16 protein-coding genes are annotated in these 21,098 nt (G+C 60.4%); 5 read left to right on the forward strand and 11 right to left on the reverse strand.

Going from position 1 to position 21,098, the window contains the following annotated elements:
* Nucleotides 1-68: 68 nt before the first annotated feature.
* On the reverse strand, nucleotides 69-527 hold the full coding sequence (locus VHN57_RS09150; protein WP_017503022.1) for a DUF736 domain-containing protein: 459 nt from the start codon (nucleotides 525-527) through the stop codon (nucleotides 69-71).
* A gap of 335 nt (nucleotides 528-862) precedes the next feature.
* On the opposite strand from VHN57_RS09150, the gene VHN57_RS09155 reads away from it, so the two are divergent.
* From VHN57_RS09155 to VHN57_RS09175, 5 genes are all read left to right on the forward strand, one after another.
* Complete coding sequence (locus tag VHN57_RS09155; RefSeq protein ID WP_017503021.1) at nucleotides 863-1,372, forward strand: hemerythrin domain-containing protein; 510 nt, start codon at nucleotides 863-865, stop codon at nucleotides 1,370-1,372.
* 247 nt (nucleotides 1,373-1,619) lie between these two features.
* Nucleotides 1,620-2,276 carry a DUF6766 family protein gene (locus tag VHN57_RS09160; RefSeq protein WP_026109577.1) on the forward strand — a complete coding sequence of 219 codons (657 nt, stop codon included), beginning with the start codon at nucleotides 1,620-1,622 and terminating at the stop codon, nucleotides 2,274-2,276.
* A 353-nt stretch (nucleotides 2,277-2,629) separates the two neighbouring features.
* Entirely contained in the window at nucleotides 2,630-2,806 is a 177-nt protein-coding gene (locus VHN57_RS09165) for a type II toxin-antitoxin system ParD family antitoxin (protein WP_081600964.1), read from the forward strand.
* On the forward strand, nucleotides 2,803-4,788 hold the full coding sequence (locus VHN57_RS09170) for a hybrid sensor histidine kinase/response regulator (protein WP_038293050.1): 1,986 nt from the start codon (nucleotides 2,803-2,805) through the stop codon (nucleotides 4,786-4,788). Before VHN57_RS09165 ends, VHN57_RS09170 begins: the two co-directional genes overlap by 4 nt.
* Before the next feature lie 31 nt (nucleotides 4,789-4,819).
* Complete coding sequence (locus tag VHN57_RS09175) at nucleotides 4,820-7,945, forward strand: hybrid sensor histidine kinase/response regulator (RefSeq protein ID WP_026109576.1); 3,126 nt, start codon at nucleotides 4,820-4,822, stop codon at nucleotides 7,943-7,945.
* A 48-nt stretch (nucleotides 7,946-7,993) separates the two neighbouring features.
* Here VHN57_RS09175 and VHN57_RS09180 read toward each other — a convergent pair whose 3' ends face one another.
* The 10 genes from VHN57_RS09180 to VHN57_RS09225 form a co-directional block, all read right to left on the reverse strand.
* Complete coding sequence (locus VHN57_RS09180; RefSeq protein WP_026109575.1) at nucleotides 7,994-8,770, reverse strand: Crp/Fnr family transcriptional regulator; 777 nt, start codon at nucleotides 8,768-8,770, stop codon at nucleotides 7,994-7,996.
* 364 nt (nucleotides 8,771-9,134) lie between these two features.
* The gene (locus VHN57_RS09185; RefSeq protein ID WP_293921994.1) at nucleotides 9,135-9,764 is read right to left on the reverse strand and encodes a hypothetical protein; all 630 of its coding nucleotides are present in this window, start codon (nucleotides 9,762-9,764) and stop codon (nucleotides 9,135-9,137) included.
* Between the two features lie 41 nt (nucleotides 9,765-9,805).
* The gene (locus VHN57_RS09190; protein ID WP_293921992.1) at nucleotides 9,806-10,996 is read right to left on the reverse strand and encodes a DUF932 domain-containing protein; all 1,191 of its coding nucleotides are present in this window, start codon (nucleotides 10,994-10,996) and stop codon (nucleotides 9,806-9,808) included.
* Nucleotides 10,997-11,109: 113 nt separating this feature from the next.
* Nucleotides 11,110-13,212 carry a strawberry notch C-terminal domain-containing protein gene (locus VHN57_RS09195; protein WP_423283665.1) on the reverse strand — a complete coding sequence of 701 codons (2,103 nt, stop codon included), beginning with the start codon at nucleotides 13,210-13,212 and terminating at the stop codon, nucleotides 11,110-11,112.
* A gap of 111 nt (nucleotides 13,213-13,323) precedes the next feature.
* On the reverse strand, nucleotides 13,324-14,328 hold the full coding sequence (locus VHN57_RS09200; protein ID WP_036529394.1) for a site-specific integrase: 1,005 nt from the start codon (nucleotides 14,326-14,328) through the stop codon (nucleotides 13,324-13,326).
* The gene (locus tag VHN57_RS09205; RefSeq protein WP_066212557.1) at nucleotides 14,325-15,680 is read right to left on the reverse strand and encodes a tyrosine-type recombinase/integrase; all 1,356 of its coding nucleotides are present in this window, start codon (nucleotides 15,678-15,680) and stop codon (nucleotides 14,325-14,327) included. The genes VHN57_RS09200 and VHN57_RS09205 overlap by 4 nt, the downstream gene beginning before the upstream one ends.
* Nucleotides 15,677-16,909, reverse strand: a complete 1,233-nt coding sequence (locus VHN57_RS09210) for a site-specific integrase (protein WP_036529393.1) — start codon at nucleotides 16,907-16,909, stop codon at nucleotides 15,677-15,679. The genes VHN57_RS09205 and VHN57_RS09210 overlap by 4 nt, the downstream gene beginning before the upstream one ends.
* A gap of 90 nt (nucleotides 16,910-16,999) precedes the next feature.
* Nucleotides 17,000-19,273, reverse strand: a complete 2,274-nt coding sequence (locus tag VHN57_RS09215) for a strawberry notch-like NTP hydrolase domain-containing protein (protein ID WP_423283670.1) — start codon at nucleotides 19,271-19,273, stop codon at nucleotides 17,000-17,002.
* Between the two features lie 122 nt (nucleotides 19,274-19,395).
* Entirely contained in the window at nucleotides 19,396-20,541 is a 1,146-nt protein-coding gene (locus tag VHN57_RS09220) for a hypothetical protein (protein WP_375188862.1), read from the reverse strand.
* The gene (locus VHN57_RS09225; RefSeq protein ID WP_423283673.1) at nucleotides 20,493-21,071 is read right to left on the reverse strand and encodes a ParB/RepB/Spo0J family partition protein; all 579 of its coding nucleotides are present in this window, start codon (nucleotides 21,069-21,071) and stop codon (nucleotides 20,493-20,495) included. The genes VHN57_RS09220 and VHN57_RS09225 overlap by 49 nt, the downstream gene beginning before the upstream one ends.
* Nucleotides 21,072-21,098: the final 27 nt, after the last annotated feature.

Raw genomic sequence — 21,098 nt, forward strand, 5'->3', positions numbered from 1 at the left:
CAAAATTGGCAGACAAAAAGAAAGGCCGGGGAAGCCATTGCTCCCCCGGCCCATGACGCACAAAGACCTCAGTGAGGCACTTCATCGTCGAAATCGCTACCGCCCATGTAGCTGCCATCCATGCCGGCTGTGCTCGCGCCGAACCCGCCCACTGCCTCGCCGCCCACCCCCGGACGTTCCGAACGCTGGCCGCCGCCAAAGCCGCTCAGCGCATCACGGCGCCGCCATGCGACCCGATAGCCTTCAGCATCGCTACCGAACAAAGCGATCGGCAGCGGTTCGGCCAGGCTCGGATCATCGAGCGATCCTTGGAGGAAGCATTCGCCAGTCTTGTTGGCGGTCGCTTCCCAGAGCGCACCGATCTGTACCCAGCGCTGCCCCACGTTAAGCGCGACGATCTCGAAGACCGGCGCGCGCTCATTGGTGCTTTCGACAGGCCTGAGCCCAAGCCGCGGCAAGTCGATCGAACGGGTCGCGATATGACCGATAAGACGACCGTTCACGGGCTTGATTTCACCGATATTCATAACCTCAACTCCTTGGAAGTTCCGCTCTCGACCATCCGAAAGCGACACTCTCCAAGATCCTTCTCCCCTCTCACACGCGGCGCGTCCGTCCGGCGCGACCGTCGGCCCCGAAGGAGCCCGCCTCGCACCGGGCTTCCGCCCGGCCGTCGACCCAAAGAGCCGGACAAATCCGGGATCCCCCTCGCCATTCTTATTAACGGGACAGAAAATTGCCGCCAATCTGGCGACGATTGTGGTGCGCCGTCCCCAGGGGGCCGGCTCTTGCGAGTCGTTCGCTTGGAACGAGAGTAGGTTTGGAGAACTTAGCAGCGGGGGCGAACAAGAGGAGTTTCACCATGGCTGACAGCTTCACTGACGCGATCGCACTGCTCAAAGCCGATCACCGGGAGGTAGAAGACCTTTTTGAGCAATTCGAAAAGACAAAATCCGCCTCGAAGAAGCAGGCGATCGCGCGACAAATCTGCACAGAGCTCAAAATTCACACACTGATCGAGGAAGAGCTGTTCTACCCCGCGTTCCGGGGGAAGATCGAGGACGACACCCTGGACGAAGCCTATGTCGAGCATGACGGTGCAAAGGTGTTGATCAACGACATTGAAGCCGGAAGCCCCGACGACGATTTCTACGATGCTAAGGTCAAGGTCCTATCCGAAGAGATCAAGCACCATGTCCATGAAGAGGAGATGCAGTCGGAGGGCATGTTCGCGCAGTGCCGCAAGACCGACGTCGATCTCGTATCCCTTCGCGACCTCATGCTGGCGCGAAAATCCGAGTTGCAGGCGCAAGCCGGATCCGGCGCGCTGCCGCCGGCCAAGCCAACGGCCGTCAATCTGATGCCGGCGTAAATTTTGGATCTGACCGGGTCACGAGGCCCGGTCAGTGCGCAATAGGCTTGAATTGGGGCCTGAGGGGAAAAGGTTGCTGAACACGGCAACCCACCGGACGAAAATGGTGTCCCACGCACCATTTCGGCAGCGTTCACAAGCGATGTCCTCTTGCAACTGGATGGCGAACTGGCTGCGTTACAGGAAAAGAACCATAATCGTTCCACCTGCGTTCCAGCACACAAGAACAGGCTGAGGGAGACGTCGGATGAGGGTGCTGCGCGATAATGGGCTGACAATTGTCCTTTTGCTGCTTTTTGTCGGCAGCATAGCGGGTCAATGGCTCGCGGGCTGGCATGTTGCGGCCGAGGATGCACAGCGTCACCATCAGGCCGCGATGAGCCTTAGTGCTTATACGTCGAGCCCAGAATTCCTATCCTCGGTTTTCGAGAATTGGGAAAGCGAGTTCCTTCAAATGTCCGCCTATGTCGTCCTGACAGCCTTTCTGATTCAGCGTGGATCGGCTGAATCCAAGGATCCTGATGCGCAGCCACGCGACAAAGATCTGGATAAGCAGGCACTAAAGCCCGGCGCCCCGACTGTGCTACGTGGGGGTGCGATGTGGCGCGCACTATATGCGCGATCGCTCGGCTTGGCGCTGTTCGCACTGTTTCTGATTTCTTTCGTTATTCACTGGACCCAAAGTGCCCAGGTCGCTGCGCAGAACGCAATCGAACATCGTGAGGTGCCGTTGAGCACGCTTGCTTACCTGGGCGACCCGCAACTCTGGTTTGAGTCTTTCCAGAACTGGCAAAGCGAGTTTCTCTCGACCGCCGTCCTGGTCGTGCTTTCGATTTTCCTGCGTCAGCGCGAATCTCCAGAATCGAAGGCCGTCGCAGCGCCCCATAGCGAGACGGGCAGTTGATCCGATTTATCGCGGTGCCACTTACCCGGATATTCGCTCACTTCAGCGATCATGGCCAAGTTGAGGATAATTGACCGTGTGTTCACCGCCATCGCGACCGTTGACCCAGATTATGGGTCACCCGATGGTTCACCATCTCCACGTTGCTTATCATTGTCTCGCCAGAGCGGTCCGCCACTTCAGTATTCCGTCACCTGACAGTCCACCTGTTTGCGCCCCGGCTGAGGCGCGCCCCAAATTCGTCGGCATCGAGCATCCGACCGATACCCAGATCGCCGTTGTAATTGACGGCTTAGGAGGAACCCGCAGCCATTTTATGTGTATTGCATTGTCATACAATGCCGGGGGTATGCATGTCAGGTCGCCAAATACGCACGATCTCGCTCAGCCGCGAGCTGGACCGATTCATATCGGATCAGGTCGCATCCGGACTATATTCCAACGCAAGCGAAGTTGTTCGTGCGGGCCTTAGAACGCTCGCGGCGCAGCCAGCATCTACTTCAAGCCGAGTGAAACAACCAGAACGATGATCGACCCGTCTCTTGCCCAATGTATTGTCGAAAGCTCGACAGATTTTGCCATTATTACCCTCGCTGCCGATGGGCGCATAACCAGTTGGAACCCCGGCGCGGCCAATCTACTGGGGTGGTCGCCGGAAGAGGCGTTAGGTAAACATGGGCGGATTTTCTTCACCCCTGAAGATCAGGCCGCAGGATCGCCGGAAGATGAAATGAGCCGTGCGGCGCAAGAGGGTCGCGCGCTCGACGAGCGTTTCCACATGCGCGCCGATGGGTCGAGATTCTGGGGCTCGGGTCTCATGATGCCGCTTCAAGGCGAACCGGGGTTTGTGAAGATCGTCCGTGATCGCACCCGCGAGCGCGAGGCTGAACGCAGCCTTGCCACTCTTACCGATGCGCTACCGGGCTTTGTGTTCCAGGCGGATACGGACGGGCATATCGTTCAGATCAACGAGCGCTATCGCGAATATACCGGCCGCGGAGACGAGGATTTGCTCGGCAATCGTTGGCTGGACGCGATTCACCCGGATCATCGCGACAAGACCCAGGCGGCTTGGTCGGAAGCGGTTGGTTCAGGGGCGGCGTTCAACCAAACCTTCCCTGTGGCGGCGCAGGATGGCACCTACCGATGCTTTTCCTGTCGCGCGCTGCCACAGACCGACGATGACGGCCGTATTCTTCGCTGGATTGCAACATGCATCGACGTCGAGAATGAGGCTCAGGCGCGCGCTACGCTCGAAAAACTTAACCTCTCACTCGAACATGCGGTGACGGACCAGGGTGAGGCGCTGGCAGAGTCTCTGCGGAGCCTGCAGGCCGAAGTTGCAGAGCGTGAGCGCATCGAAGAGACATTGCGCCAAAGCCAGAAGATGGAAGCTATCGGCCAGCTGACGGGCGGCGTGGCTCATGACTTCAATAATCTCCTCACAGTTATTCTCGGCAGCATCGACCTGCTGAAGCGACCCAACCTTCCGGAGGACAAGCGCGAGCGATATGTAAATGCGATCGCCGAAACGGCGCAGCGGGCGGCAAAGCTTACTAATCAGCTACTAGCATTTGCCCGGCGTCAACCGTTGCAGGCCGAAGCCTTCGATATCGCCGAGCGCCTTCGCAAGGACGAGGAAATGCTTCGCAGTGTATCTGGTTCACGCGTGACGCTCGAACTGGACATCCGGTGCCAGCCATGTGTGGTAGAGGCAGATCCGGTTCAGTTCGACACCGCGATGCTAAACATGGCCGTGAATGCCCGTGATGCAATGGGCGGTGAAGGACGGTTGCAAATCGTTGTCGAGGAGCGTGACGGCATACCCGCAACACGGGGCCATGCCGCGGTCCAGGGCAAGTTTATAGCGGTCCTCGTGAGGGATACTGGCGGTGGCATATCAAAGGCCGATATATCACGGATCTTCGAACCGTTTTTCACCACCAAGGATGTCGGACACGGCACCGGCCTCGGGCTCAGCCAGGTGTTCGGATTTGCCAAGCAGTCCGGAGGCGAAATCAGTATCGAAAGCGAGATCGACAAAGGCGCGACCTTCATCCTCTATCTTCCCCATGCGCAGGAAAAGCCGCAGAGCCGGCCGGTTGACGTATCTCCGCCGACCGAGCCGCAACCGGGCCAGGAGCGCTGTGTCCTTTTGGTTGAGGACAATCAGCTAGTCGGTGAATTTGCAGCCCAGTTGGTCGGCGACCTGGGATATGGCAATATCTGGGTGTCGAGCGCCAAGGATGCTCTGGCTCTCATCGAAGCCGATCCCGAGCGTTTCGATATCGTCTTTACCGATGTTGTCATGCCCGGCATGTCGGGGATCGAGCTTGCCGAAATATTGCGCGCGCGCTTTTCCGACCTGCCGGTGGTTCTTACCAGCGGTTATAGTCATGTCCTGGCGGCGGAAGGGACGCACGGTTTCGACTTGCTTCACAAGCCCTACACCGCTGATGGTCTCGCGCGCGCGCTGCGAGTGGCGCGAAAGTCAAACGGCGCGAAAGCCTGATGGATGAATTTGGGGGGCAGAAGTCAGATCTATGAACTCAGGCGGCGATCATAAGGCTTTGGAATTTCTCGCTTGCGGCGGTGAAATGGGTGCCATCATCGCGGATTTCGATTGGGCCAAAACCAGCATCGGCCCTATCGCAACATGGCCTGCGGCGATGCGCGCGAATCTGGCGTTCGTGCTGCGCTCGCAAGCCCCGATCGTCACGCTCTGGGGTCCTAAAGGCATCATGATCTATAATGACGCTTATCGCGCGTTTGCGGGCGACCGGCACCCTAGCCTGCTGGGAAGTGATGTCCTTCAAGGTTGGCACGAGGTTGCCGAATTCAACGCCAACGTGATGCGGGAGGTCTATCAGGGTGGGGGAACACTCTCCTACAAGGATCAGGAGCTGACCCTTATCCGCGACGGCACGCCCCGCCGCCTCTGGACTGATATCGAGTATTCCCCGGCTTTTGACGATGATGGTTCCGTTCTGGGCGTTATCGCCATCGTCCTGGAGACCACGCAGGCCGTGCTTGCGAATGAACGTATCGCTGACGAGCGCCGCAAGCTGCTTCAAATGGCTGAGCATAGTCCAAGCTTCATGGCCCTGCTGGAAGGCCCGGAGCATCGGTTCCTGATGACCAACCCGGCCTATCAAGCCTTGGTTGGCGGCAGAGAGGTGATCGGCCGACCGATCGTCGAGGTGCTGCCGGAAGCCTTGCAGCAAAATTTCGTGGCCATTCTCGACGAGGTGTATGCCAGCGGGGAAGTGTTCCAGGCCACAGGAGCGCCATTTCGGCTTGAGGGGTCACCTGACGATCCCTCGCTCGAACGCCGTCTCGATTTCGTCTATCAACCGGTCGCAAACGAAAAAGGCGAGACTACTGGCATCTTCGTGTCGGGCATCGACGTCACCGATCGCATGCGGGCCGAGGCGGCGATCAGTGCCAGCGAAGCGCAGTTCCGGACCTTCGCGCAGGCGCTTCCCAGCCATATCTGGACGGCAACCCCCGATGGGAATCTCGATTGGTTTAATGACCGGGTGTTGGAATATAGCGGTGCTTCCGAGCGAGACCTGATAGGGAATGGCTGGACGGCAATCGTCCATGCCGATGATGTATCCGCGGCGGCCGAGCAATGGCGATCCTCACTAAGCTCGGCGAAGCCTTATGAAACGGAATTTCGCATCCGCGGGGCTGACGACAGCTATCGATGGCATTTGGTGCGGGCGGTACCGATTTGTGATGATGCCGGCGGTATCATCCGGTGGATTGGTACGAACACAGATATTCACGAACAAAAGCTCAGCCAGGCCGAGAGTACAGCAGATCGCGATCGCCTCTGGTCGATATCTCGCGACCTTATGTTGGTATGCACTTTCGATGGAGTCATCACAGCGGTCAATCCTTCAGCGCGGCGCCTCCTTGGATGGGCCGAAGAGGAAATGGTCGGAAAGAATTTGGGAGATTTCCTCCATCCCGATGACATCAGGAGCACGCAGGAAGAGGTGGAAAAGCTTTCTCGCGGTGTGACCACGCTCGCTTTTGAAAACCGCTATCGCACGAATGGTGGCGATTATCGGTTGCTCGCATGGACTGCAGTTCCAGATGCCGACCGCATTCACGCCGTCGGGCGGGATATCACGCAGGAGCGCCAACTTCTGCGCGATCGGGATCGGACCTGGAGCTTGTCTCCTATCCTAAAGGTGGTCACCGACAGCCAGGGTTACATCACCGACGTCAACCCGTCCTGGACCAAGGCGCTCGGCTGGACCCGTGAAGAGACGCTCGGCAAGCGCAGCACAGACTTCATGATCGACGATGAAGCCTTTTGGGGCGAGCGGGTGCGGACGCTGTCCGCCGGGCAGCCTATGCTCGAATACCAGACACGGTTGCGCGCCAAGGACGGTCATGAGCGCTTGATCAAATGGACAACTGTGCCCGAGGGCGGCACCTTCTACGGCTTTGGCAGAGACATAACCGCGGCAGCAGAGGCCGCGGCCGCGCTGGCCGACGCCGAAGCCGCGCTCCGTCAGTCGCAAAAGATGGAGGCGGTCGGACAACTGACTGGTGGCATCGCCCACGACTTCAATAATATCCTGCAAGGCATCACCGGGAATCTGGAAATTATACAGCGTCGCGTGATGCAGGGGCGCGTCACCGAACTCGATCGATACATCGCCGGCGCGTCTAACGCCGCTAACAGGGCAGCGGGCCTCACCCACCGTCTGTTAGCTTTCTCCAGGCGCCAGCCGCTCGATCCCAAGCCCGTGCGTGCCAATAGGCTCGTAGCGTCTATGGAGGATCTCCTGCGCCGGACCCTGGGCGAGCGCATTGAGCTCGAGCTTGCTCTCGCCGGCGGATTGTGGATTACCAAATGCGACCCCAATCAGCTTGAAAGCGCGATCCTCAATCTTGCGATCAACGCTCGCGACGCGATGCCAGATGGGGGCAAATTGACGGTCGAGACCTGCAACGCCCATCTCGATAGCGCCTACGCTGCGCGCCAGCGGGGGGTGAATCCGGGCCAGTATGTCTGCATCTGCGTGACCGACACCGGCGTGGGCATGGATGCTGACACCATTGCCAAAGCATTCGAGCCCTTCTTCACGACCAAGCCGATCGGTCAGGGCACCGGTCTTGGTCTATCGATGATCTACGGTTTTGCGCAACAGTCTGAAGGCTACGCAAAAATCTACAGCGAGGTCGCAAAGGGCACGACGTTCAAGCTCTACCTGCCCCGCTTCCGCGGCACCGAGGAAACGGATGAGCGCGCGCCTCAGCTAACCGACGCGCACATGGCTGACGCCGGCGAGGTCGTCCTTGTCGTCGAAGACGAACCGATCGTCCGCGGGCTGATCGTCGAAGAGCTTAAGGAACTGGGCTACCAGGCGCTGGAGGCTGCGGATGGGCCAAAGGGCCTCGAAATCCTTCAGTCCAGACGTAGGATTGACTTGCTGGTGACCGATATCGGGCTGCCAGGCCTGAATGGGCGACAGGTTGCTGATGCCGCGCGCGATCTGCGCCCTGAGCTCAAAATTCTCTTCATGACTGGCTACGCGGAAAATGCGGCTCTTGCCTCTGGTTTCCTTGAACCAGGAATGGAAATGATAACCAAGCCATTCGCGATGGAAGCGCTCGCAACGCGGATCAGGGCAATGATCGAAGGGTGACAGCCGACCCCATCGAAACCAATTCGTCCTATTCATATGGATCGATTCTTAGCAGGCCGCGGCAGCCGAAGAAATAGAACGGCCAGGCATTTGTGAAGTGCGGGTCGTTTTTTGATCCTGGGAATGTCTAATCAGTCCGGCTGCGAGCTCTATCGCGTTCCAGTCCGTTATCTGAAGGCGACCGCGGGAAAGTGCGAGAACGCCGTCCTCCCGCAAACTCTTCAGCATCCGGTTGACATGAACCGCCGTCAGCCCTGTCAGATCTCCCAGTTGCTCCTGTGTCCAAGGCCATTCAATGGATTGAGATTGGCTCGCACCCGACGCCCTTTGTCGCGAAGCCATTTCGCAGGCAAATCTAGCTATACGCTGCCTCGCATTACATCGTCCAAGACTTACCAGGCGCGATTGCAGCAGAGCTAGCTCAGCTGCTGCCTCTCGGCGAAAGGCGGCTCCAACATTAGGAAATTCAATAAATATCTGGTCCAGCGCATCGAGAGGAATCAGCGCTACCATGACTGGCGTTATAGCGATGACATCCCGCATTTCCTCAGCAAAGCCGGGATCTACGTTAGCGACGTCGCCCGACAGATACACACTCAAAATCTGGCGGGTGCCAGCCCTCGTCGTCTGCTGCTGGCACGCGATGCCTGTCAGCATCACGAAGGCGTTCTTAGCGAAATCTGTTTGCCGGGAGATAAATGAGCCGCGTTCATAGTTCATGACCCGCAAGGACAGCGCTGAAATTGCTACCGATTCTGCATTCGATAAATGCGAGTGAGTGGTAAGCTTTCGCATTAAAATATCTGGGGCGGAGATGTTCTGCATGACGGTCTCTAAACAGTAATCGCTCGCCATCTTTTACCCAACGAAGTCAGGCTCAGGCAGCACATTAATACATGTTAGCCCGCCTTGTTCCGTCATATGTCCAGGAGGTTGAGGGCCATCCGATGCTGTCTACCATGGCCGCGCGCGCCCTTGGACACCGAGGCTGAAGCCACGCGCGTAGAGGCCGAATGCGGTCCTGGCCATGTCCCGTGATGCGTCGCGCGATATGAGGTCGAGGAAGTTCCCCTCTTCGCCCCTCAGCTCTAGCATCCCAGAATGGGCGTCGAGGCGTATCAATGCGACGCGCGCCGAGTTCACAAGGCGCGCGTTGAAGCGATGCACATATGCCGCATCGGGCATCGGACTAGGCATGATCACCTCCTGTACCGGGACGGCGGTCTACGCTGTCCGCCGATAATCGCGGCCCAACGGCTTCGACCCATTCGGCGCGAGCGTCTTCGACCGTGTGGGTGAGCGCGTGATCGACGCAGAACAGCTGGAATAAGGTGTCGAAAGCGAGTTCCGGAGAGGACAGCGCGTCTGCTAGGGCGGCGCTGAAGCGATCTAAGGGTGTGAGATCACCCGCCGGCACCCATCGAGCCAGATCATCGCTTTCCGCATTGCAGAGGTCGCAGAAGGTGCAGTCATAGACGCCGGAGATCGCCCAGGCCTGCCGCTGAATGTCCCATCTTGCGCTGGCGTCGCGAACGAGCATGTCGCAACCGCAGTCCCTGCAGACAGGTTTGAGGCCACCGGCAGGCGATGTTGGATCGGGATCGTCGGGAAAACTCGGAACGAAGCTGAAGCTGTACGAAAGATCAGGAATCCGCAGGTCGAAATAGGTCGAACCCTCCGCGGCGAGATAGGCCGCGGTCCAGACGTCAGCCCCGTCCTCGATCTCGAATGAAATGACATCGGAAGCGAACAGGTCGCCTCCACTAAAGAATTCGACATCGATCCGATAGGCGCGCAGCGTCGTGGTCATGTGAGCCATGACAAATCTCCTTGAATTTTGGTCGGGTGGTGCCGGCTCGCTCAGCGAGCGCGTTCGAGCAGCTTGCGGGCCTTGCCTTCGAGCTCCAGGCGTCCGTCCTGATGCGGGCGGCTGCGTGCAAGCGCGGTGATCCCCTGGACGAAATCATAAACCGAAGCCGGAGGATGCCCCTCTTCAGCCAGAACCGTCGCGATGACCTTGGCGGTCTCTGCCTTGGAAAAGCCTTCCTTGCGCAGGAAGCTTTCCCGATCCTCGTCCTTGCGCGCGACGATGGCTGATCGCGCCGCCGATATCCCGTCGATGAACGAGCGCGGCGAACTATCGGCGAAGTGCGCGAGCGCTGGTGCTGCCTCATGCGCGAAGCGGTTCGCCGCGAACTTGGAGTGCCGGATATTCACTTCCTGGAAGTTTTCGACGCCCCATAAATTGCGGTTCTGACATACGGCACGGAGGTAGAAAGTGGCTATTCCCAGTGACTTGCTGCCAACCTCTGAGTTCCAGCAATAAAATCCGCGAAAATAGAGATCCGGCTCCCCATTGGGCAGTCGGCCGGCCTCGATCGGGTTGAGATCGTCAACCAGGAATAGGAACACATCCCTGTCCGAAGCATAAAGCGTTGTCGTGTCGCTCGTCACATCGACACAGGGGTTGTAGGTCATCGATCCCCAATCGAGCACGCCCGGCACCTTCCATCTTGTGTCGCCCGTGCCATTGCCCGCGATCTTCATCACCGCGGCGACCAGTTCATGATCCCAGATGCGACCATAATCCGGTCCGGTGACCGCCCGCAGTTCGGCCCGGCCATCGTGCGTCTGGAGCAGCTTCACATGCTCGGCCGGATGGCGGATGAGGCCATGCTGGAGGTTGATGCCGGCAAGCGCGGCGGGAAGTTGCCGCAGATAGGAGGCCGGGGCGCCAACCAGGCTGCACAGCTGCCCGAACGACCAGTTGGTGGGTGCAACCGGTGCGCTGTCACCGGGAAGAAGGAGCGAAAGCCGTTCGGGCTGGTCGCTACGGGCCTCGACCCGCACCGTCCGGCTCTCGATGATCCGCGTCGTCGCCCGTTCCGCGCGCGAGCGCACGCTGGCGTAGAGATCGTTCAGCGAGAGATAGCGCTCATCCTGGGGGCGATTGAACCATTCGGACGAAACGCGAGAAACAACGGTCCCGCGGGATATATCGACGCGATAAGGCTGCGCCTGCTGGCGCGGGGCAGAAGATAGGGCGTTCATGAATGCCTCCGAAGGTGGGAAAGTTGGCGATCCCGCGCAGCTTCCAACCGCGCTTCGCCGCCGCCCTTCCCCACCCCCCTTCCCTTCTGCTCGCCTGACTGGTCGGCGCTGCCTCAGGCCGCCTTCACGCCAGCAAGCCGGCTCCATTGCTCGCCGGTGCGGACGATCTGGTCGAGGATGGCCTCGGCACGGTCAGTGGGCACGAACAGCCTCGTCTTGTAATTGATGATCTCGGTGAAGCAGCCGATCGACTTCAGCCAATCCCGCCGTGCGGCGGGAAAATCACGAATTTCGAGCCGTCGCGCATCGTTCATATGGACCTGCACCAGTCGTGCAGTATCCATGCCGACGATCGGAACCCCTTGCCTCCCTCTGGCGCCAGCGATCATCTCCGCCGGGCTCAGCACAGTGGACATGTCGACACCGAAGGAACGGGCGAGTTTCTCCAGTCCATAGGGCGAAATGATGCGTCCGAGCAGCGAGTTGCCTTCCGCGTCAGTAACCCGCCAGACCCGCATATCGTCATCAGGAAGGCGATCCCAGACCGGAAGCAGGAGGCCGGTTGCCATGCTGATCGTTTCAACGTCGAGCTTTGATCGGGTCTCTTCGACCTCTGTGTCCCAGAGGCGTTCGAATTCCTCCTTATCGACAGGAGACCAGAGGCTCTCCTGTAGGGCGGTATCGCGGATGCGGTCGCGGCCGGTTGGACGAACAAGCTGCCACATGGCGATCGCATTGCCATCATTGTCCATACTGCTCCAGCTTGGCACCCGGAGTGCAACGCGACCCGACCGACCGTTGCGCAGCCGAATAGCTTCGACACCGCCATAATCACGCTCCAGCCGCAAGAGGCTGAGGGCACGCTTGCGAAAATGCAGTTCGATCCGACTAAGCCGTGTTTCGGCGCCCGTCACAGGATCACGCCGCAGTACCTGCTCGTCGAGGAGGGCCATCCGCTCTGCCTGCATGGTTTCGACGCCGACATCGAGCGTCCCGGCCTCACGCGCCGCATCGATGCGCGCCCGGATCAGCGCCATATATTCCTCGAAGATCGCATTCTGGATCGCGATCCGCAGAGCCAGCAGGCGATTGAGCCATCGCTGGATAGGCGGGAGATCATCGAGCAGACCGCCGCTTTCCTTGTCCAGGAGGCGCAGGCCCGTCATGTCGATGAAGGCGGCAAGGGTCGTGCTGGTGAGCTTGCCGCGGTAAAGAAGATGGTACCACTGGATGAGCGCATCGCGGGCATAATCGCTTTCGAGATTGTCCGAGGGGTCGAACATATTCTGTCCGCCCGTCTGTCGCTGGCCGCGAGTGAGGGCGCCAAGGCTGTCGAGCCGCCGCGCAATGGTGCTGATGAAGCGGCGCTCGCCCCGGCAATCCGTGGTCACTGGCCTGAAGACGGGCGCACTCTCCTGATTGGTGCGGTTGGAGCGACCAAGACCCTGAATGGCGTTTGCCGCGCGCCATCCAGGCTCCAGCAAGAAATGGATCCGCCGGCGGTCCGCGGATTTGCAGTTGCGATCGGCATGGTAGCTCCGCCCCGTGCCGCCGGCGTCGGAGAAGACCAGTATCTGCTTGGCCCCAGACATGAAGGCTTCGGCTTCAACGATGTTGCTTCGACCGCTCCGGCTTTCGACACGCTGGCGGCCATTTGCGTCAACAATGAGCCGTCGGGTCCGTCCGGTCACTTCCGCCACGGCTTCGGTGCCGAAATGTCGGATGATTTCATCGAGCGCCGAGCCAATTGGCGGCAAGGCGCAAAGCGCCTCGATCATCTCGTCACGCATGGCGAGGGCCGCCTGGCAGAAGACAGGGTTGCCAGCCTCATCGACCATCAGTTCGGAGCGCTCTGCATCGTCGCTCCCCGTGATGATCTTCATCATGCGGACTGGGAAGGCCGTCTTGAGGTAATCGATCATCGCCTCCCGAGGCGATAGTTCGATATCGAGGTTGGCGCGCTCCTCGGCAGACAGACTTGCGAGCCGTCGCCCCAGCATGGCTTCGGCCGTCGTCACAAGCTGGATAATCGCATGATTGCCTGCATCAAGCTCTCGGGTCACGGCATCGATCAGGCTGGGCACTTTCATTGCGATCAGCAATTGCGCGAAGAAGCGTTGCTTGGCGCTCTCAAACCGCGAGAGCGCAGAGCCCTTGGCCTGGGCATTGAGCGCCTTGTCCTCCATCCGGTCGACGATGTTGGTGAGCGCGAGCACTTCATCGAGATTGCGGTGGATGACGGCTTATCGCGAGGAAGCGGTAATGCGAAGGAACGCGGCGTAGGCCTGCGACGCTGCGGAGCATTTCGCCACGTCCTTCACATTATTCTACAGGGTGTCGAGCCATTCCATCAGACTGGCATCTCGCTTCCACGAAGGTGGCACGTTGCTCGCCGCCGGGGCGCAGACCTGTTCCAGCGCCTTGCGTTTGGTCTCCAGATTGGCCTGAGCATAGTGATTGGTCGTATCGAGGCTGACGTGCCCGAGCCAACTGCGGATGACGGTGATATCGACCCCGGCGGCAACGAGGTGGACGGCGGTCGCGTGCCGGAAGCTGTGAGGCGTAACGTGTTTTGACTGGAGGGTCAGCGTCGATTTCGCGGCTTGTCCCACGTAAGCGTTGAGCTTGAACCGCACGCCTGAGGCTCCGAGCGGTTCACCGTATCGATTGACGAAGATCCGTTCATCGGGCGCACGCGGCTGTCGCTCCAGCAGCTTCCTGAGCAATGCCACGGTTTCTGGCCAGAGCGGGCAGATGCGTTCCTTGCGCCCCTTGCCGTAAAGACGAACGAAGTTCGGTGCATCGAACCGGATTGCTCCGGGACAGAGGTCGAGCGCCTCCTGGATTCTCGCACCACTGTTGTAGAGGAACGAGAGCAGTACATGGTCGCGCAGCCCTTCGAGTGTCGATCGGTCGGGCTGGGCGAGTATGGCCTCGACCTCCTCGGGCTCGAGGTAATACGGCGCGGGGGTGGGCTCCCGCTTCAACGGTACAGCCAGTACCTCTGAGCACTGCGCGATGTATTCCGGATTTTTGTCCGCCACGAAGCTGAAGAAGCTGCGGATGGCGGCCAGTCGGCAGTTCCGCGTGCCGATCGTGGTCTTGCGGCCATGCTCGGTATGATGAAGGAACGCGCGCACCTCGCCGGCCGAGACGTCGGTGAGCATCAGTCGCGCAACCCCGCAGCCTTTTCGCTCCGCGACGAACCGAAGCAGCAGCCGCCAGGCGTCGCGATAAGAGCGGATCGTGTGGATTGACGCGCTGCGCTGCTCGGCCAGCCACTCCTGGAAAAACGCCCGCAACAACGCGGGCAAGGGATTGCCTTTCTTCATAGCCGTACCTCCATGCCGAGGCACGGGGCGCCGAGCGCGCGGAACCGTTCACTGGCTTCCTGTAACAGCTCCTGCGTGACGGTGATGTAGACCAGCGTGGAGTGAAGATCCCGGTGGCCCATGTAAGTTGATAGGAAGTGCAGCTTTTCCTGCGGGTTAATGCCGGATCGGTACCATTGGAGGATTCGATTCACCACCATCGAGTGACGCAGGTCATGAACACGAGGTCCCGTTCGCCCCGAAGCAGGTTTGAGCCCAGCACGACGCATGACGTTGGTGATCATCGTTGTTACCGCCTCGGGACTGTAGCGGCCATTAAAGTGAGCATGCCAGAACAGCCCTGATTGCAGGTCCTGAGACGCGCCGGCGCGCCGCCTTGCATCGATGTAGGCGTGCAGCTCAACCAGGACGCTGTTGGATAGCGGCAATATCCTGGTCTTGTAGAACTTCGTTTCCCGGATCGTGATCGTGCCCGCTTGCAGGTCCACGTCACCAAGATCGAGCCATGCCAGTTCGCTTCGCCGTAGCCCGGCGCAATAGGCCAGCATTATCATGGTGTAGAGGGTCAACGGCCGCAGCGGAGCGTCCGGCGACGGATAAGTCCGGGCGGTATCGAGCATACGCCGAACGTCAGCGGGGCTGAAGATATGCGGACGCCTATGGTCACGCCTGATTTCCGTCTCAGGCCGGATGTTGAACGGCTTCGGTGGGATGGTCGGATCAAGGCGGAACCGCGCTTTGGTCAGGATGCGCGCTAGCTTCTGGCATTCCGCCGCGTGGTTGCGGGTCGGCTTGGCAGCCGCCCAACTCGTAAGCATTGCCTCAAGTGGTTTCTTTGCTAGCTCCGGATGGACCTGAAGGAACCGATCGAACCGCAGCAGCCAGTGAGCTTGCGCTTCATATTGATATCCCCTGCTGCGCATCAGCATGACATGGTCGCGCATGAAGTCCCCCAGTACGCTGCCGAAGGGCACCGGCCGTCGTAACGCGGCCAAGGCCTCGTCGGGATTGGGCGAAGCCAGCGCCCTCCAGATCGGCTTGTTTTGTTTGACGTTGTACTGACTGCGCAACAACGCGATGGGGTTGTTGGCGATCCGCCCGATTTCCACGAGGTGGTCGAGGAAGCGATCCACGATGCAGACCTGGTTAAGCAGCGTCCGCAAGCGCCAACGCTTTTCCATGTCTCTCAGCCAGGCGGTGAGCATCTGCCGGTCAACCGCCGGATGACACCGGGCTGCATCCTCGAAGCTGCGAAGGAACCAGCGATACGTTGGCCTGCTTCCCGACCGGAACTGCGATTTTTCCAGGAAGATATTGACGAGGGTGCGATCGGGATCGTGCCAAGCGCTCATGACAGCACCTCCGTTCCCGGTACATCGAGCGCCACGGCTCGGAGATCATCTGTCGCCAGCTTGAGGTAGGTATTGGTGGATTCGGTGGATCGATGCCCAAGCAGGTCGCCGATCAGTTTTTGCGGCACAGACGCCCGCAGCATTTCGACCGCACGCGCGTGGCGGAAGACATGCGGCCCCCGCTTTCCTGACGGCTTGACGCCTGCGGCCGCCAACCGGCTGCGGACCATACCGTACAGGTTTGTCATTGCGATGTAGGGCGCGAGGGTTCGGATGAAGATTTCCCGGACCTCGACCTGCGGGCGCCCAAGTCGGAGATAGCCAAGGAGGGCTTCACCGACAGGCACCAATAGCGGCAGGTAGGAGTACGCATTGGTCTTGGTATGGCGGATGCGCAGGAATTCCCCGTGCCAGTTCACGTCTTCGAGGCGAAGCCGGCAAATCTCACCTTCGCGCAACCCATATGTGGCAAGTAACTGAAGTATCGCATAATCGCGTAGTCCCCGCGGCGATTTGTCCATCCTCGTTGTCGCCAGCACTGCGACGATTTGCTCGTTGTCCAGCGTCGAGGGCACATCTTCGTAGACATAGAGCATGGGGCCGATGATGTGCGGCGTGAGATCGGCCGGAACGCGCCCCGTTCGATGCAGATAGCGCACCACCGAGCGGAGACGCTCAGCGACATCGGCTAATGATTTTCGCCGTAAGCCCGGCGCGCGCATGTCCATGTAGAGATCGACATCCACGACGCTCAATGTCTGGAGACTGCCAGCACCGCCGCGGTCGAACTGCCATCGCAGGAAGTTTCGGGCCTCCCACATAAGCGCCGCAATGGTCGCATTTGCTAAGCCGCGCTCCTCGCGCAGCCATGCCTCGTACTCGCAGCAGATCGCCTGTCGGACTGCGGCATCCGGACCGATCAGCTCCGCCTCAGGGGGCCATTTGCCTTGGGCAAGGCGAAGGAGCTTGGCGATCGCAGTGCGCGGCAACATATGCCAGCGCACGCTGGGCAGCCGACCATACTCGGCCGCAAAGTCCCGCGCTGCATAGGCAAAATATTGAGCAACCTGCGCCGGCGTCACAGTGGCGACTTGGATATCGCACTCGGCCAGATAATCGAGAAACGCGCGTGCGTAGAGGCGATGGTTCGCTACGACCACCGGGTTGTAATTCTGCGTCGTGAGCAAATTCGAAAGTTCGGCGATCAGTTCGTCGTGTAATTTCAGCATGATTGACTCCTCAGCTGGTCCAGAGACCGCCGAGGTTCGCAATCAAAATAATGCGCAGCAACTTCGTGCCGCACCCCTGGAATCCCGCGCCTACGCCGCGTTCCTTCGCATTACCGCTTCCTCGCGATAAGCGATCTTATGGCGAGCTGCGCATAAGATCGCCCAACCATCGGCATAAGCGTTGTAAGTCTCGATCTGGGCCGGGGTCAGCGGATGAACGAGGGGATCATATTCAACGCCGCGGAATGTCAGCGCGCGCGCCGTGTAGAGCCCAAGGGCTTTCAAATCGCGCGCGACGATTTCCATCGCGGCGATCCCGCCCTTCTCGATGCCGCCCATGAAAGCGGCTCGATCATCGAACGACGTGCCCGCCCCCCAAAGGCCCAGGCGGATCGCGTAGCAAAGATTGGCGGGGTCGGTGGCGCCGGTCGCCGAAATGTAGAGGACGCGGGCGCGTGGGCGCAGGTTCTGAAGGCGAACGCCGGCCAGACCCTGCTCCGACCCCTTCTGGGTGCCGAACTTGGTTTCGGTGCCTGCGGCGTTGGCCATTTCGTGCGCTTCATCAAAGCAGATGACGCCTTCGAAATCATCTTCGAGCCAAGCCAGCAGCTGCGAAAGGCGCGAGGCCGTGTCATGGCGCTGGGACCGCAGCGTCGCATAGGTCAGAAAGATGATGCCGCTTTCCATCGAGATCGGCGCCCCGAATGGAATGGCGTCCAGCGGCTGGATGTCGATCGGCAGGCCGCCCAGCGCCGCCCAGTCACGGCGCGCATCCTCGATCAGTGCCGAGCTCTTGGATATCCATATCGCCTTGCGGCGACCGCGGCTCCACTGGTCCAGGATACAGGCTGCGACCTGCTGACCTTTGCCGACGCCAGTGCCGTCGCCGATGAAAAAGCCCATGCGATAGGCGCGCCCCGCACTGTCAGGCATAAGCATCGTGCCAGCTTCATTGGGCGCGTGGAGACCGGGCAGATCGCGCTCGAACGCCTGTCCCGCGTAGACAAGGGTTTCGAGCTGCGCGTCCGACATCGCGGTGACGGCGCAGCGGGGCAGCATCGGGACATAGGTCGGCGCGGGAGGAAGGATCGAGGACATTGCGATCGACTCGACGAGCTGGTCGGGATGCGGCTTTCCGCCCGGAATATCCATCCGCGAGAGACGCCAGGGCACATAGATGCCGATCTGCTCGTCGGCGGACCGCGGCGTTTCGCGAACAGCGTAAGCGAGCGGTTCTACCGTCGTATCCAACGCGGCGGTAGCGCGCGGCCTGAGCTTGCGTCCAATTGTGGTTGAAGGCAGCGCTATCAGCGGCGCATGGGTTCTGACAGGCATTCGCACCGGGATCCGTGCTTTAGTCGTTCCTGCCGGCTCACGCTGCGCGCTATCGAGCGATCCCAGCCTTGGCGGCATCGAAAGAATATGCGGCAGGGCCGCTCTTATGTCTGGCACGCAAATCCGTTCTTGCGCGCCGGTCCAGCCCTTGTCGTAGATCATCAGACGGACCGACACGCTGGTGCCATGCTTTGCAAACGGCCTGCCCTGGATCGTGATTTCCACGCGCGGCGGGACAAGGTCAGCGACAGCCCGGTAGCCTTTCTCCCCGCTTCCATCATGGGCAAATGCCGGCGACATGATCGCAACGCATCGGCCGCCGGGCGTCAGACGCGCGAGGGCGGAGCGAAGATGCCGGGCACCGGCATGCGCGTCGCGTCCCCGCTGTTCGCTGCGGGCGAAAGGTGGGTTGATAAGCACGACATTGGGCCGCACGGCTGTAGGTAAAAAGTCGTCGATGAACTCGGCATCGTAGCAGCTGACTTCGGCACCTAGGGCCTGCCCAAGAAGGCCGGCTCGCACGGGATCGCGTTCGTTCAAGAAAAGGCCCGCGCCCGCCAGTCGCGCAAAAATGGCCAGCAGCCCGGTACCAGCAGAGGGTTCAAGGATCAGATCGTCGGCCCCGATGACGGCAGCGCGTGCTACGAGATAGGCCAGTGGCAACGGCGTTGAAAATTGCTGCATGTCGACCTGGCGCTCCGATCGGACCGACTGGGTTGGCAGCCGCTCGGATCGCGCCAGCAGGTCAGCAAGGACAGCTTCGGGCGACGCCTCGTTCAGCGGATCTCGCATGAGCGCCAAGGCCTGAGCTGTCTCCAGCGCGTCGAACGCCTCGCGCAGCGACCAGACGCCCGTCGCGTCGCCAGCACCGAAATAGGCGGTCATCAGACGGGTGAGACGGTGCCGGCTGATCGGCTGACCGCTCGCTATGAGTTCGCAGAGGTCCTTCGCGACCGAAGTGAGAGTCCAGATTTTTTGATCGTGCGGCCCGGTGCCAGCGGTAACGGCGGCGAAATGATCTGAGGTCATGGCAAGCTCCTGATGCCCGTAGCCGAACGGCTCCAGGCGAGATTGTCGGACGGCAGGGCCTGCCCGACTTCGATGTTCGGAAAATTTGGGCGAGGCTCGCATGCGGCCCCGCCCACGATCGTTCAGGCCGCTTCGGGCAAGTCGCTCTGCTGATCAGCGGACGCAGGCTCGCCGTTGGGGGACTGCGGCTCGCTTTCCGGGGGAGCGAGATCCTCAAGCGGACCAAAGCGCATCGCGTCCGGTAGCCATTGCATCGCCCGATCCTTGATATCGGCCTCGACGATGATTTGGCCGCCAAAGAGCTTTTCGGCAGAAAGCGCGAGATCATGCTTCTTCAAGCCGCTGTACCGGCTGCGCAGTTCGGCCCCGCCAACCTCGTGGAAATGGTCCAGGATCGTTGGCTTGGCTACCCGATCGAAATAGCGTCGCGCGGTCGGACGCCACCATTGCGCAACATCGATGTCGAGCTTGGTCCCGAGGTGGTCGATGAGCATGGCCGAACGGTCACCTGCGGGCACCGCATGGAGGGTTCTGGCAACCGCCCAGCCAAGCCAGGCCGCCCGCGCCGTATCGGCGAGCGCACAGAAAGCGTCGTACCGTTCGCATATCCCGCCTGCATCGATCCAGCTGCGGTCGAGGCCCGCCTGCAATTCATCCCAACTTTCCGCGGCGGGCGTGTCGCTCTCGAAATTGCCGACGCGGGTACTGGGCACGGTGGCGCGCAGATCGCTCGGCATGTCGTAGCGATAGGCAACCGCCGCGTCGGCCATGATGAAAGCGCCGAGGTCGAGAGCAAAATGGGGATCGCTCGCGACATGGACCCGGAGGATTTCCGTCTTCATGAGAGCCAATTCTTCTGCCAGCTTCTGGCTTATCGGCGACCGTCCGGAAGCCTCATCGACCGGCTCATCGGCGCTCTCATCCTCCTCCTGGGATTGGGTATCGGCATCCTCGTCGACCTCCGGTTCAGGCTGCGGGATCGCGTAGATTTGTTCGTGAAGCCGGGGGGTGCCGTCATCGCCGATCACGAGATAGGCCAGCGACGTAGCCTTCTGGTCGGCACCGAGGACCGGCGGGCGCTCAGTCAGGCCCTGATATTCCGATTCCAGCCCCTCGATCCGTTCGATCTCTTCGTCGGAATAGCCATCTTCATCGGCATTCTCGGCAATTGTCTCCAGCTCGACCTCGATCGCGCGCTGCCGCTCTTCCTCCTCGGGAGTTAGCTCCGCCGGTTCACCCTCGATTGGATCCAGGCCGATGGTTTCCATGTACGGGACACGGCTGTGGCAGACGACGCGCAGTTCGCCAAAGCCCTCGGTGATCTCAGCGCCGCGGCCGCTGCCTCCAGGCGTTCCTGCGCCAGCGTTTCGACTATGTCGCTGTCGATCCAGTTTTCGCTCGCATTGTCGGAGAAGAGATCACCGTCGATCCTGCCACCGGCGGCGAGGTAGGCGTCGCGCCCGACGAGCAGGGCCTTGGGATCATTGCCGCGATAGAAGCCGGAGATCAGGCGGCGCCGGATTTCCGCGCAGTTCGTGGCGTAGTAGCCGTCGGCAAGTTCTTCGAAGACGGCTGCCTGGCGGGCTGTGTCGGTGATGCTGCCATAGGCCTTCGCCACATCGAGCGTAATGGTCCCATCAGCGAGGGCGTCAAAGACGGGATCCGCAAGGCCAGCAAGTCGCAGACGCCCCAGCACGAAACGCTCGGTGAGCCCAAAACGTATGGCAACGTCGGCCGGGCTCTTCTTCTCGGTCTCCATGATCGTCTGGAACGCGCGGCATTCCTCTGCCGGCGACATGTCTTAGGTCATGTGTCAACTGTCCTT

Source organism: Sphingobium salicis subsp. salicis (genome assembly GCF_049472635.1).
GTDB classification, from domain to species: Bacteria; Pseudomonadota; Alphaproteobacteria; order Sphingomonadales; family Sphingomonadaceae; genus Sphingobium; species Sphingobium yanoikuyae_A.